This is a genomic window from Lentzea sp. NPDC102401 (assembly GCF_044765805.1).
Taxonomy (GTDB): domain Bacteria; phylum Actinomycetota; class Actinomycetes; order Mycobacteriales; family Pseudonocardiaceae; genus Lentzea; species Lentzea sokolovensis.
This window is the reverse complement of the sequence record NZ_JBIWKS010000009.1, coordinates 405,727-417,239: the sequence shown is the minus strand read 5'-3', so window position 1 is coordinate 417,239 and position 11,513 is coordinate 405,727. Positions and strand designations below refer to the sequence as shown.

Here is an 11,513-nt window from a genome sequence, read left to right as displayed (position 1 = left end):
TCTCAAAACCCGCACCATCTACGACGAAACCACCGCCTGGCAACACCACACCACCGCTGCCGCTTGACAGCACTACCAACTGGGATGTCTTCGGCATCGCTGGAGTGTCAGACCCCGTCGCTAAGTTGGGTCGCGGGGGATCCTCAGTCCAAGGGGACCCCTGCGCGAGCCTGCCAACGGCCCTACTGCGGCACGCTTGCGCGTGCGTAGGCGTCGGCCCCGCTGAACACGTTCTGGCCGTACTCCACGGAGTTGTTGTACGCCAGGACGGCTGCCCACCAGCCCTGGCCCGTGCCCAGGTCGCGGGCGCCGCCTCCGCACAGGTAGCGCGCTGCGGTCAGGGCCGCGTCGTCGATGTTCTGCGGGTCTGCCGGTTGGCCGTCGCCTGCTGCTCGTTTTGCCCAGCGGTTCCAGGTGCCCGGGATGAACTGCATCGGGCCCACGGCTCGGTCCCACGTGGTGTCGCCGTCCAGGCGGCCGCCGTCGGTGTCCTTGATGGCTTTTACGCCTGGGGCGCCGTCCAGGGGGATGCCGATGATCGGGCGGGACGGTAGGCCGTTCTCCTGGAGGCGGGCGCCGTTGATGTTGCCGTGGTGCGACTCGATTCGGCCGATGCCTGCGAGGGTCGCCCAGCTGATTCGGCAGGCCGGGGACTCCTGTTGCATCGTCAGGTCTGCTTGCGCGTAGGCGTGTACGGCGCGGACCGGGATGTCGGTTTTCGACGCCACGCGGGTTGCCCATTCGGCCAAGGGGTTGGCCGTTTGTGTGGTTCCCGGGGAGGCGGCGTTGCCTGGGGCGGCTGCGCCTGGTTCCACCTCCTGGATGGGGACCAGGAACGGGGGTGGGCCCAGGGGAGCTGCGTCTTTGCGGTTCAGGGCGCCCAGGCCCCAGGCGCCCGTGGCGACCACGACTATCAGCAGCAGCACCAGGACGATGCGGCCGAAGATGTTGCCGGAGCGGTTGCGGCGGGCGGGTTCCTGGAGGGGCGGCGGCGGGACCATTGCACCCAGGCTACGTGCTTCCCGGCGCAGGTGGCGGGGTGAAGCGTGATGAAAACGGCACTGCTGGCGGCTGGACAATCAGGTGAGGCTTACCTTAAATAAGGCCGACCTAATTTGTGGAGGCGTCGGGATGTTGTTTGCCAACGGGCTGATCGGGCTGCGCGAAGGCCTTGAGGCCGCGCTCGTGGTGAGCATCTTGATCGCATTCCTGGTGAAGACAGGCAGGGGCTACGCGCTCAAGTGGGTTTGGGTCGGTGTTGCGACGGCTGTGGCACTCTCCGTAGCGGCCGGTGCGATCATCACGTTCAGTGCTGCCGGCATGACGTTTGAGCAGCAGGAAGCGTTCGGCGGGACGATGTCGATCATTGCGGTCGCGTTCGTCACGGGAATGATCTTCTGGATGCGCCGGGCGGCCAAGACGATTGCCGCCGAGTTGCGCGGCAAAATGGACGAAGCGCTCAAAATCGGACCCCTCGCCATCGTGCTTGTGTCCCTTTTGTCCGTTGGCCGGGAAGGGCTGGAGACTGCGGTCTTCTTCTATTCCAGCGTGCAGGCCGCAGGAGGGGGTACGACCGAGCCGCTCATCGGGTTCCTTTCGGGGATTCTGGTGGCGGTCGTGATCGCCGCGCTGCTGTACCAGGGGGCGATCCGGTTCGATCTCGGCAAGTTCTTCACCGTCACGGGCGTGCTGCTCGTGTTCGTGGCGGCGGGCGTGCTCAGCTACGGGATCCACGACCTGCAGGAAGCCGCGATCCTGCCCGGGCTGAACACGCTGGCGTTCGACATCAGCGACACCCTGCCGGAGGACTCCTGGTACGGGGCGCTGCTCAAGGGCTTCTTCAACTACTCGCAGCGGACGTCCGTGCTGCAGGCCATCGCGTGGGTCGGCTACGTGGTGGCGGTGCTGTCCCTGTTCCTCATCCGGCCGCGCCGTCGCGCCGCCGTGGCCAACTGATCATCTAGTGGAGCAAACCGTGCGCAAGACAGCAGTCATCCTGGGCTCACTCGCGATGCTGGCGGCGTGCAGCAGCAACGGCGGCACGACCGGCGCGAGTGGCACCATCGCGGTCGAGGCGAGTGACGACGCGTGCAAGGTCGCCAAGACCGAGGCGAGCACCGGCAGCGTCACGTTCGAGGTGGCCAACAAGGGCACCAAGGTGACCGAGTTCTACCTCTACGCCGAGGGCGACCGGATCCTCGGCGAGGTCGAGAACATCGGGCCTGGGCTCAGCCGCAAGCTGATCGTCGAGGTCACGGAGTCCGGCAAGTTCCAGACCGCGTGCAAGCCCGGCATGAAGGGCGACGGCATCCGCGGCGACTTCACGGTCACCGGTGACGCCAAGAAGTCGACCGACGGCAACGCGTTGCTGGCCGAGGCGACCAAGAGCTACGCGCGGTACGTGACCTCCCAGGCCGACCAGCTGCTGGTGAAGACCGAGGAGTTCGTCAACGCCGTCAAGGCCAAGAAGGTCGACGACGCCAAGGCGCTCTTCCCCGTCTCGCGCACCTACTGGGAACGCATCGAGCCCGTCGCGGAGAGCTTCGGCGACCTCGACCCCAAGATCGACGGCCGCGAGGACGTCATCGAGGAGGGCATGGCGTTCACCGGCTACCACCGCCTCGAGAAGGACCTGTGGGAGTCCGGGCTGCAGGCCGACTCGGACAAGATCGCGGACCAGCTGCTGGTCGACGTCAAGGAGATCGTGTCCAAGGCGAAGGCCGTCGAGCTGACGCCCGTGCAGCTCGCCAACGGCGCCAAGGAACTGCTCGACGAGGTCGCCACCGGCAAGATCACCGGCGAGGAGGACCGCTACTCGCACACCGACCTGTGGGACTTCCGCGCCAACGTCGACGGGTCGCAGGCCGCGATCGCCGCGCTGCGTCCCGTGGTGGAGCAGAAGGACAAGGCGCTCGTGTCCACTTTGGACGAGAAGTTCAAGGCGCTCGACGAGGCGCTCGAGAAGCAGCGCAAGGGTGACGGCTTCAAGCTCTACACCGAGCTGACGCAGGACGAGATCAAGGCGCTGGCCGAGGCCGTCGACGCGCTCGGCGAGCCGGTCAGCAAGGTCGCGGAAGTGGTGTCGGCCAAGTGACCGGGGTTCCCCGCCGCAGGTTGCTCGGGTTCGCGGGCGCCGGTGTGGCGCTCGCCGGCGCCGGCGCCGCCGCCGGTGCGTTCGCCACGAAAGCATCTCCCGAGGTCGAGAACCTCTCCGCGGCGAAAGTCCCGTTCCGCGGCGACATCCAGGCCGGCATCACGACGCCCGCGCAGGACCACATGCACTTCGTCGCGCTCGACGTGAAGACGAAGAGCCGGGACGAGTTGATCAGTCTGCTCAAGGAGTGGACGCTCGCCGCGGAACGGATGACGGCCGGCCAGGAGGCCGCGGAGAACGGCGCTGTGGGCGGCAACGCCGAGGCACCGCCGAAGGACACCGGCGAGGCGCTCGACCTGCCCGCGTCCGCGCTGACGATCACGATCGGCTTCGGGCCGTCGTTGTTCGACGACAGGTTCGGTCTCAAGGACAAGCGGCCGGAGCGGTTGATCGACCTGCCGAGGTTCCCGCAGGACGACCTGGATCCCGCGCGCAGCAACGGGGACATCTGCATCCAGGCCTGTGCGAACGACCCGCAGGTCGCCGTGCACGCCATCCGCAACCTGGTGCGCATCGGGTTCGGGCGGGTCGCGGTCCGCTGGTCGCAGCTCGGGTTCGGCCGCACGTCGTCGACGACGCGGGACCAGGCGACGCCGCGCAACATGTTCGGGTTCAAGGACGGCACCCGCAACATCAAGGCCGAGGACACCGACCACCTGCGTGATCACGTGTGGGTGTCGAAGGAGGACGGGCCGGACTGGCTCGTCGGCGGCACGTACCTGGTGTCGCGCCGGATCCGCATGCACATCGAGATCTGGGACCGGACGTCGCTGGTCGAGCAGGAGCAGATCGTCGGCCGGAACAAGGGCGAGGGCGCGCCGCTGGGGCAGGCCAAGGAGTTCGACGAGCCCGACCTGCACGTCAAGGGCGCGGGCGGTATCCCGTTGATCGGCGAGATCGCGCACATCCGGCTCGCGTCGCCGGAGTCGTTGAACGGAGCCAGGATCCTGCGCCGCGGCTACAACTTCACCGACGGCTCGGACGGGCTCGGGCACCTCGACGCCGGACTGTTCTTCGTGGCGTTCAACCGGGACACGCGCACGCAGTTCGTGCCGATGCAGCAGGCGTTGTCCACAAAGGACGACATGATGGAGTACATCGAGCACACCGGGTCCGGGCACTTCGCCGTGCCGCCAGGGGTGAAGGAGGGCGGGTTCTGGGGCGACGGACTGTTCCGGTGATCAGTTCCCCAGGGCCAGCCGGGCTTTGACCTCGCCGAGCGCTTCCTGGTACTCGGGTGACGGGTGCATCGCGACCGCCATCCGCAACTGGGCGAGCGCCTCGGTGAGGCGCCCCTGCCGTTGCAGGGTCCTGCCGAGGGCGAACCGCGCGTAGTGGTCGCTCGGATCGAGGTCGAGCACCTTGCGGAACGCCTCTTCGGCCCTGTTGAGCTGCGCGGACCCGAGATAGGCCCGGCCGGCCAGCAGTTGCACCGACGGCGCCTCCCCGGCTTCGGCCAGCACCTGTTTCAGCTCGCGCAACGCGTCGAGCGGCCTGCGTTGTGCCATCAACGCCTCGGCCTTCCGAAACGCTTCGAAGGTGCCGTCCGTCATTCGATCAACGGTACCTACCGCCTGCCGGTTCTTCGACTGCCGTCCGGGCGACAGGACCTGAATGAGTGGCGGTGCCGAGCCAGCACGCTCCGAAACCGAGCACCAGTCCGGCCACGACTCCCGTCGTCGGCACCTGTCCGAGCAACGGCCACGCGATCAACGCCGTCACGGACGGGACCACAGAGGACAGCGTGGTCATCGCCGCCGCGCCGCCCCTGCGCACCCCGACCAGAAACAGCGACGCCCCGCCCATCGAGTTGACCAGCACCAGGAACGCGAGGGTCAGCCAGAGCTGCCGCCAGTCCGTGACCGGGGAGCTCTCGGTCAGCGCCAGCAACCCGACGACCGGCACGGAGACGGCGTGCTGCACGGCGTTGCCGCTGCGGAAGTCCGTGTCCCGGCAGAACCTCTGCTGGTACACGCCACCCGCGACGAACCCGAGCATGCCGAGCACGGTGAACACCGCGCCGGTCCCGAACGACCCCAGCCGGCCCCACAACGCCGCCAGCACCGCCGCGACGCCGAACAGCAGCCCGGCGACCTGCCTCAGTCCTATTCGGACGCGGAACACCCAGGCGGCCACCACGGCCGTGAGCACCGGCGTGCACGAGATGACCAACGCCGTGGTCGCAGCCGGCACGCCCATCCGCAGCCCGAGGTACACGCCGGAGAACTGGCACGCCTGCACCAGCAACCCGGCCACGCAGGTGTGCACGAGCTGCCGTCCGCGCGGCCAGCTCGCGCTCGTCACCAGGGCCACGACCGCCATCAGCGCGGCGGCGATGGCGAACCGGATCGTGGTCATCAGGAACGGCGGCGCCACGGCCACCGCGAGGGCTCCGACCGGATAGCCGGACGCCCAGACCAGCACCGTCGCGGCCGCGAAGCCGGGTTTGATCCGCACGGACTCCAGCACTACCAGTCACGCCGTTACGAAGCGAGGGTTTCGTTCCACGCCTTGGACATCCGGTGAACCGCCTCGGTGATGATCTCCGGGGAGGTCGCGAGGTTCATCCGCACGAAGCCCGCGCCGCCGGTGCCGAACGGAATGCCGGAGTTCAGCGCGACCTTGCCGCGCTTGAGGAACGTCCTGGCGGGATCGTCGCCGAGCGCACGGCAGTCCAGCCAGGCGAGGTAGGTGCCCTGACCGGGTGCGTAGCGCACCTCGGGGAGGTGCTCGGCCAGCAGGCCGGCGAGCAGTCGCCGGTTCTCGTCCAGCCCGTCCAGCAGGGCGTCGAGCCAGTCGACGCCGTGCCGGAACGCCGCGGTGTGAGCGAGGATCCCGACGTGACTCGGCCCGTGGCCGACCTCCTCCGGCAGCCGGGCGAGATCGTCGGCCGCGGCGGGACCGGCGATGGCGAGCGCGGCCTTGAGTCCTGCGAGGTTCCACGCCTTGGAGGCCGACATGAGCGACAGCCCGTCGTCCGCGACGCTCAGGTACGGCACGAAGCCCTCGGCGGTGAGCGGAGCGTGGATCTCGTCCGCCACAACGCGTACGCCGTGGGCACGCGAGAGCCGTGCGACTTCTTCGAGTTCGGCGGCGGTGTGCACGGTGCCGGTCGGGTTCTGCGGGTTGCACAGCAGGTGGACCGAGCCCTTGCCCGCCTTGACGAACGCCGCTTCCAGCACGGCGAAGTCGATCCGCGCGTCGGCACCCAGTGGCGCCTCGACGACCTGGCGGCCCAGGGACTCGACGAACTGGAAGAACGGCGGGTAGACCGGGCTGTTGACCACGACGGGCGCGTCCCGATGCGAGACCAGCCGGAACATCTCGACGACGCCCATCATCACGTCGGGCACGATCTTCGTGCGTTCGACCGCGGGCGCCCAGTCCCACCGCGTCTTCGCGAACTCGGCGAGCGCCTCGGCGTAGGCGGTGCCGTTGGGGTAGCCGGTGTCGCCGCGCTCCACCGCCTCGATGATCGCCCGCGCCACGGGTTCGGCGAGCGGCACGTCCATCTCGGCCACCCACACGGGCAGCACGTCCTCGGGGTAGTGGCGCCACTTCATGCTGGTGCGGCGCCTGAGCTGGTCCAGGGTCAGCTGACGGAACGGGTTCGCACTGGTCATGCAGCAAAAGCTAGGGGAACTCGCGGGCAAGGTGTTTGCGTTCTTTGCTCATGGACGCCGTGGACCGCAAAATTCTTGCTGAACTGCAGCGTGACGGGCGAATCACCGTCACCGACCTCGCCCAACGCGTGCAGCTGAGCATCTCGCGCTGCCAGCGGCGCCTGCGGGAACTGGAACGCGACGGCGTCATCCACGGCTACCGGGCCGTGGTGGACGCGGCCGCCCTCGGGTTCGGCTTCGAGGCCCTGGTCTTCGCCAAACTGCGGCTGGACACCATGGACGACTTCGACCGCGCTCTGGTCGACGTGCCGAACGTGGTGGAGGCGCAACGGTTGTTCGGCAGCCCCGACTACCTGCTGCGCGTGGTCACCGCGGACCTCGCGTCGTACCAGCGGCTGTACGAGGAGACGCTGGCGAAGCTGCCCGGGGTGCGCGGGCTGACGTCGACGATCGTGATGAAGCAGGTGATCGAGCCGCGGCCGTTGCCGGCCAACCCGTGAGCTACCAGCCGAGCGTCTTCCCGTACGTCTCCCGGACCACTCGCAAGCACCAGTCCGCTGAAGGGAGTTCGCTGGTCTGGTGGGCCAGCTGCGACTGCCAGTCCAGTCCGGAAGGCAGCGAGGCGAACTCGTACTTCTGCACCGAGGCACCCGTCGCGTCGCGGACCAGGTCGTAGAGGTCCCTGGCGGCGTGCCGGTCCGCCCAGGCGAGGGTCTTCATCGCCGCGAACGTCTGCAACGTGGGAACTTTGAGCACGACATCCGACGTGATGTCGCTGTACCTGGTCTCGATCCGGACGGCCTCGCTCGGCCAGCGTGCCCAGTCCTCGTGAGGTGTGTCCTGGCCAGTGCGGTTCCGCCGACGAAGAGGACGTCGGGCGCGATCTGCTGCAGGCCCGCCAGCACATGGCTGATCAGGTGATCTCGCCGGACCTGCTCTTCCGCGACGCCGAACAGGTCGGCCACCGCGACGAGCTCCTCGTGATCAAGCACCCGCCGCCTCCCTCACCCTTGCCAGCGCCGCCGGCCTGTGCTGATCACGCGCGAGCTCCTCGGTGACCGTCCAGTCGATCTTCCGGGCGAGCGCCCGCAGGATCGAGTCGGCCTCGGCTTCCTCGATGCCGCCGAGCTCGGGCCGGGCCGCGATGTCGAGCGCCGTCTGCTCCGGCGTGGTCATCCACCCCGCGGTGAGCTCGGTTTCCACGCGTTCGAGATCAAGGCGGCGTACGTCGCGCTTGACGAAGACGACGTCGCCCATGTTGGTGCGCAGCACGGGCCGTTGCTTGGGCGCGGCCACGACCGCCGTGCCGATGGCGCGCGGCAGGGCGCCGTGCCGGCGAGCCGCGGTGACGCTCATGAGTGCGACGGCGTCCTTGCCGTAGTCGGCCTGGGCCACGCCGAGCGCGACGGCCGCGAGATCCGGTCGCCAGCATGGATCGCCCAGCCGTTCCATCGGGGCCAGCGCGTAGTAGCCGGTGCTGATGTGGCTGAGCACCGCCTGTTCGAGCAACCGCTCGAACTCGCTGCGAGGGTGGGCGTACACGTCTCCCGCGTCTCTCGGGCGCAGGACCTTGTTCTCTCTTCTGGCGAGCTTCGTCGGGATGGTGACGCGGTCATTCATACGACCTCCGTAGGCTCGGAGCCTACGTTCATAGTACTCGTTTTCTCCGGGCATGCCGGGAATGGCGGCGGGCGTTGTCACGTTGCATGAGCCTGCGCTTCTCACTGATGGGTCCGGTACGAGCCTGGCGAGACGACGAGGAGATCGACCTGGGGCCGCGCCAGCAGCGCGCGGTGCTGGCGGCGTTGCTGCTGAACAACGGCATGCGGCTGAGCAACGACCAACTGATCGGCATGGTCTGGGACGACCCGACGCCGAGCGCCGTCATGGCGTTGCGGACGTACATGTACAAGATCCGCAAGGCCCTTCCCGAGCTGGACCTGAAGTCCAGGGACGGTGGCTACACGCTCAGGGCCGAGATCTTCGACGACTGCCGCGACGAGCCGCTGCAAGGCCTGAGCAGCACCTACTTCGAGGCCCAGCGGGCCAGGATCGCCAACGAACGGCTGCACTGCCGCGAAACCCTGCTCGAACGCGAGATGGACGTCCTCGAACTGCAGAAGCACGTCGCGGCCTTCCCGCTCAGGGAACGGACGCGCGCCCTGTTGATGCAGGCCCTCTACCGCGACGGCAGGCAGGCCGACGCGTTGGAGCAGTTCCATCAGGCGCGTGCCCTGCTCAACGACGAACTCGGCCTCGAACCCGGTCCCGAGTTGCGCGAGGTGCACGCGCAGATCCTGCGGGGCGAGCTGAACCTGTCGCGCCGGCCGGAGCAGTTGCCGCCCGGCCTGCCCGACTTCACCGGCCGCACGACCGAGATCGCGCAGGCACTCCAGGCCCTCCCGCGCACCGTCGGCATCACCGGCATGCACGGCAGCGGCAAGACGGCGCTGGCCACGCACGTCGCGCACCTCGCCAAGCACGGTTACCCGGACGGGCAGATCTTCGTCCGGGGCAAGGACGTCGCCAACGAGCTGCTGCGCGCGGTCGGCGTCGAGAACCCCCACGGCGACAAAGCCGCGCTGTGGCGGGAAAAAGCGCGTGGCAAGCGGTTCCTGATCGTCGTCGACGACGTCCACGATCCCGCCCAGATCGCGGACCTGCACACCCCGGGCTCCGCCGTGATCCTCACGAGCGTGCGGCGCTGGAACGAGCTGCCCGGCGTGACCTGGGTGAAGCTCGCCGGGCTGACCGAGGCCGAGGCGAACCAGTTCCTCCGCAGGGTCCTCGACCCCGTCAGGGCCGATGCCGAGGCGGACGCCGTGGACGAGGTGCTGGCGCGCGTCTCGTACCTGCCGAACCCCGTCCGAGTGCTCGGCGGCAAGCTCACCGGCCGCCCGAACTGGACGGTCGGGATGCTGCTGGCACAGATGAAACGCGAGACGCAACTCGGCGAGGCCATCCCGTCCGACTGCACGGCCGTGCTGGCGCCGATGATCAAGGCGGATCAGCAGCTCACCGAGCAGGAACGCCACCTGCTGCAGTGCTTCGCGCGCCGCGACGCGGACGTGATCGACGTGTGCGAGGCGGCGGAGATGTCCGGCGCCGATCCTGGCGCGATCGAGTTCCTGCTGGAGTCGCTCGCCGACGTGCACCTGATCGAACCGCTGGTGCTCGGCCGGTACCGGCTGCCGTGGTTCGTGCGGATGTACTTCGGGTGGCGCGCACCCGTGCTGACCAGCTGATTCATCTAGAATTTATGGCCTGACGATGTGGCGTCGGCACGTTCGTAGACATGTCAACGAAGGAACTCGCAGGCAAGAAGGCACTCGTCACCGGCGCCACCTCCGGCATCGGCCGCTCGATCGCGGTCAAGCTCGCGGAGGCGGGCGCCACCGTCTACCTCACCGGTCGCCGCGCCGAACTCGGCAAGGAGACCGTCGCGCTGATCGAGCAGGCCGGCGGCACCGGTCACTTCATCGTCTCGGACGTCGCCAGTGTCGACGACGTCCGCAAGCTCGCCGAGGAGGTCGGCGAGGTCGACGTGCTCGTCAACAACGCGGGCATCTTCCCGTTCTCGCCGACGCCCGAGCAGTCCGTCGACGTCTACCAGCAGGTGTTCGACGTCAACGTCCGCGGCACCTACTTCCTCACCGCCGCCCTCGCGCCGGCGATGGTCGCCAAGGGCAAGGGCTCGATCGTCAACGTCTCGTCGATCGCGGCCGTCATCGGCACCCCGGTCGGGTCCGTCTACAACGCCTCCAAGGCCGCGATGGACGCGCTGACCCGCTCGTGGGCCACCGAGTTCGGCCCCGCGGGCGTCCGCGTGAACTCGGTTGCGCCCGGCCCGGTCGCCACCGACAAGGCCCTGGCGGAAGCCGGCGAGGTGTTCGACGCGATCGCGAAGGATCTTCCTCTCCAGCGCGTCGGTCAGCCGGACGAGATCGCGGAGGCCGTGCTGTTCCTGGCCTCCGACAAGGCCAGCTTCATCACGGGCTCGGTGATCACGGCCGACGGCGGCTACGTGGCGAGCTGAGCCAGCACGGTGCGCAGCGACGAGGGCGACTCGACGTGCACGTTGTGGCCCGCGCCGGGGAACGTCACCGGCTCGGGCACCAGCTCCCGCAGGTGTTCCTGAGGGCTCATCGGGTCGTTCTCACCCGCCGCCAGCACGACGTGGGCCTGTGCGGCCATGATCAGCCCGGCCATGTCCGGCCGGCCCACGCCGAAGGCCCTCATGTCCAGCGACGGCGCCCAGCCACCGTCCACTTCGGACACTCCGTGGGCCAGTCCCACCCCGGCCATCTTCGACGCCCGCTCGACCGCTTCCTCCTCGGTGGCGAAGACCTTCCCGGGCTTCGCGGCGAGCGCGGCGGCCTTCTGCAACTCCTCGTCGGTCCACTGGACCTTGATCCCGATGCCGACGCACGTGGTGACCTCGACCCCGAACCATCCGCTCGCCAGCGTCAGCCCGACGACCCCACCCAGCGAGTGCCCGACGATGGTGACGGGCTCCCGCGGGATCTCGTCCGCGACGGCCGCCGCGAGCGAACCGAACGAGTACCGGTCGATCTGGCTTGAGCGTCCGTGACCGGGCAGATCGGGCACGAGCCAGCTGCCCTCCCAGTCCTTCACGACGTCCTGCCACACCTCGCCGGTAGCGCCCAGCCCGTGCAACAGCACCAGCAACGGCCCGTTTCCACCACGTTCGACATGAAGCACGTCAGAATCCGTTC

General features: G+C 68.6%; 12 protein-coding genes and 1 pseudogene. 6 read left to right on the top strand and 7 right to left on the bottom strand.

The genetic code is table 11. From position 1 onward, the window contains the following. Window positions 1-182 precede the first annotated feature (182 nt). Window positions 183-1,001, bottom strand: a complete 819-nt coding sequence (locus tag ACIRG5_RS30495) for a lytic murein transglycosylase (RefSeq protein ID WP_402910833.1) — start codon at window positions 999-1,001, stop codon at window positions 183-185. A gap of 130 nt (window positions 1,002-1,131) precedes the next feature. On the opposite strand from ACIRG5_RS30495, the gene efeU reads away from it, so the two are divergent. Genes efeU through efeB form a run of 3 tightly spaced genes read left to right on the top strand, consistent with a single transcriptional unit; the run spans window position 1,132 to window position 4,335 of the window. Next, window positions 1,132-1,956 (top strand): iron uptake transporter permease EfeU, encoded by an 825-nt coding sequence (efeU, locus tag ACIRG5_RS30490; RefSeq protein WP_402910830.1) that lies wholly within the window; start codon window positions 1,132-1,134, stop codon window positions 1,954-1,956. A 55-nt stretch (window positions 1,957-2,011) separates the two neighbouring features. Then, on the top strand, window positions 2,012-3,094 hold the full coding sequence (gene efeO / locus ACIRG5_RS30485) for an iron uptake system protein EfeO (RefSeq protein WP_402910884.1): 1,083 nt from the start codon (window positions 2,012-2,014) through the stop codon (window positions 3,092-3,094). Continuing rightward, window positions 3,091-4,335, top strand: a complete 1,245-nt coding sequence (efeB, locus tag ACIRG5_RS30480; RefSeq protein ID WP_402910827.1) for an iron uptake transporter deferrochelatase/peroxidase subunit — start codon at window positions 3,091-3,093, stop codon at window positions 4,333-4,335. The genes efeO and efeB overlap by 4 nt, the downstream gene beginning before the upstream one ends. Here the strand turns inward: efeB and ACIRG5_RS30475 are convergent, their stop codons facing one another. The 3 genes from ACIRG5_RS30475 to ACIRG5_RS30465 are packed head-to-tail and all read right to left on the bottom strand — an operon-like array spanning window position 4,336 to window position 6,777. Next, complete coding sequence (locus ACIRG5_RS30475) at window positions 4,336-4,707, bottom strand: tetratricopeptide repeat protein (protein ID WP_319980364.1); 372 nt, start codon at window positions 4,705-4,707, stop codon at window positions 4,336-4,338. A gap of 4 nt (window positions 4,708-4,711) precedes the next feature. After that, window positions 4,712-5,611: a DMT family transporter gene (locus ACIRG5_RS30470; RefSeq protein ID WP_402910824.1), complete on the bottom strand. Its 900-nt coding sequence runs from the start codon at window positions 5,609-5,611 to the stop codon at window positions 4,712-4,714. Window positions 5,612-5,637: 26 nt separating this feature from the next. Beyond that, window positions 5,638-6,777 carry a MalY/PatB family protein gene (locus ACIRG5_RS30465; RefSeq protein ID WP_402910822.1) on the bottom strand — a complete coding sequence of 380 codons (1,140 nt, stop codon included), beginning with the start codon at window positions 6,775-6,777 and terminating at the stop codon, window positions 5,638-5,640. A gap of 50 nt (window positions 6,778-6,827) precedes the next feature. Between ACIRG5_RS30465 and ACIRG5_RS30460 the strand changes: the two genes are divergently transcribed. After that, window positions 6,828-7,277, top strand: coding sequence for an Lrp/AsnC family transcriptional regulator (locus tag ACIRG5_RS30460; protein ID WP_093602714.1), 450 nt, complete (start codon window positions 6,828-6,830; stop codon window positions 7,275-7,277). A gap of 1 nt (window position 7,278) precedes the next feature. Here ACIRG5_RS30460 and ACIRG5_RS30455 read toward each other — a convergent pair. Both ACIRG5_RS30455 and ACIRG5_RS30450 read right to left on the bottom strand, forming a co-directional pair. Beyond that, a pseudogene (locus tag ACIRG5_RS30455) lies at window positions 7,279-7,578 on the bottom strand (nucleotidyl transferase AbiEii/AbiGii toxin family protein); the annotation flags it as partial. Window positions 7,579-7,761: 183 nt separating this feature from the next. Continuing rightward, the gene (locus ACIRG5_RS30450; protein ID WP_402910819.1) at window positions 7,762-8,397 is read right to left on the bottom strand and encodes a type IV toxin-antitoxin system AbiEi family antitoxin; all 636 of its coding nucleotides are present in this window, start codon (window positions 8,395-8,397) and stop codon (window positions 7,762-7,764) included. A gap of 107 nt (window positions 8,398-8,504) precedes the next feature. Between ACIRG5_RS30450 and ACIRG5_RS30445 the strand changes: the two genes are divergently transcribed. Next, window positions 8,505-10,022 carry a BTAD domain-containing putative transcriptional regulator gene (locus tag ACIRG5_RS30445; RefSeq protein ID WP_402910816.1) on the top strand — a complete coding sequence of 506 codons (1,518 nt, stop codon included), beginning with the start codon at window positions 8,505-8,507 and terminating at the stop codon, window positions 10,020-10,022. 50 nt (window positions 10,023-10,072) lie between these two features. Continuing rightward, entirely contained in the window at window positions 10,073-10,813 is a 741-nt protein-coding gene (locus ACIRG5_RS30440) for an SDR family NAD(P)-dependent oxidoreductase (RefSeq protein ID WP_402910814.1), read from the top strand. Here the strand turns inward: ACIRG5_RS30440 and ACIRG5_RS30435 are convergent. Further along, window positions 10,798-11,499 carry an alpha/beta fold hydrolase gene (locus tag ACIRG5_RS30435; RefSeq protein WP_402910811.1) on the bottom strand — a complete coding sequence of 234 codons (702 nt, stop codon included), beginning with the start codon at window positions 11,497-11,499 and terminating at the stop codon, window positions 10,798-10,800. The two genes, ACIRG5_RS30440 and ACIRG5_RS30435, sit on opposite strands and share 16 nt — an antisense overlap. Window positions 11,500-11,513 lie beyond the last annotated feature (14 nt).

What these genes read in the sequence shown, in the direction of transcription:
- efeU (WP_402910830.1), top strand. Translation starts at nt 1,132, where the DNA reads ATGTTGTTTGCCAACGGGCTGATCGGGCTGCGCGAAGGCCTTGAGGCC.
- ACIRG5_RS30495 (WP_402910833.1), bottom strand. Translation starts at nt 1,001, where the DNA reads ATGGTCCCGCCGCCGCCCCTCCAGGAACCCGCCCGCCGCAACCGCTCC.
- ACIRG5_RS30475 (WP_319980364.1), bottom strand. Translation starts at nt 4,707, where the DNA reads ATGACGGACGGCACCTTCGAAGCGTTTCGGAAGGCCGAGGCGTTGATG.
- ACIRG5_RS30450 (WP_402910819.1), bottom strand. Translation starts at nt 8,397, where the DNA reads ATGAATGACCGCGTCACCATCCCGACGAAGCTCGCCAGAAGAGAGAAC.
- efeO (WP_402910884.1), top strand. Translation starts at nt 2,012, where the DNA reads ATGCTGGCGGCGTGCAGCAGCAACGGCGGCACGACCGGCGCGAGTGGC.
- ACIRG5_RS30465 (WP_402910822.1), bottom strand. Translation starts at nt 6,777, where the DNA reads ATGACCAGTGCGAACCCGTTCCGTCAGCTGACCCTGGACCAGCTCAGG.
- ACIRG5_RS30440 (WP_402910814.1), top strand. Translation starts at nt 10,073, where the DNA reads ATGTCAACGAAGGAACTCGCAGGCAAGAAGGCACTCGTCACCGGCGCC.
- ACIRG5_RS30445 (WP_402910816.1), top strand. Translation starts at nt 8,505, where the DNA reads ATGGGTCCGGTACGAGCCTGGCGAGACGACGAGGAGATCGACCTGGGG.
- ACIRG5_RS30460 (WP_093602714.1), top strand. Translation starts at nt 6,828, where the DNA reads ATGGACGCCGTGGACCGCAAAATTCTTGCTGAACTGCAGCGTGACGGG.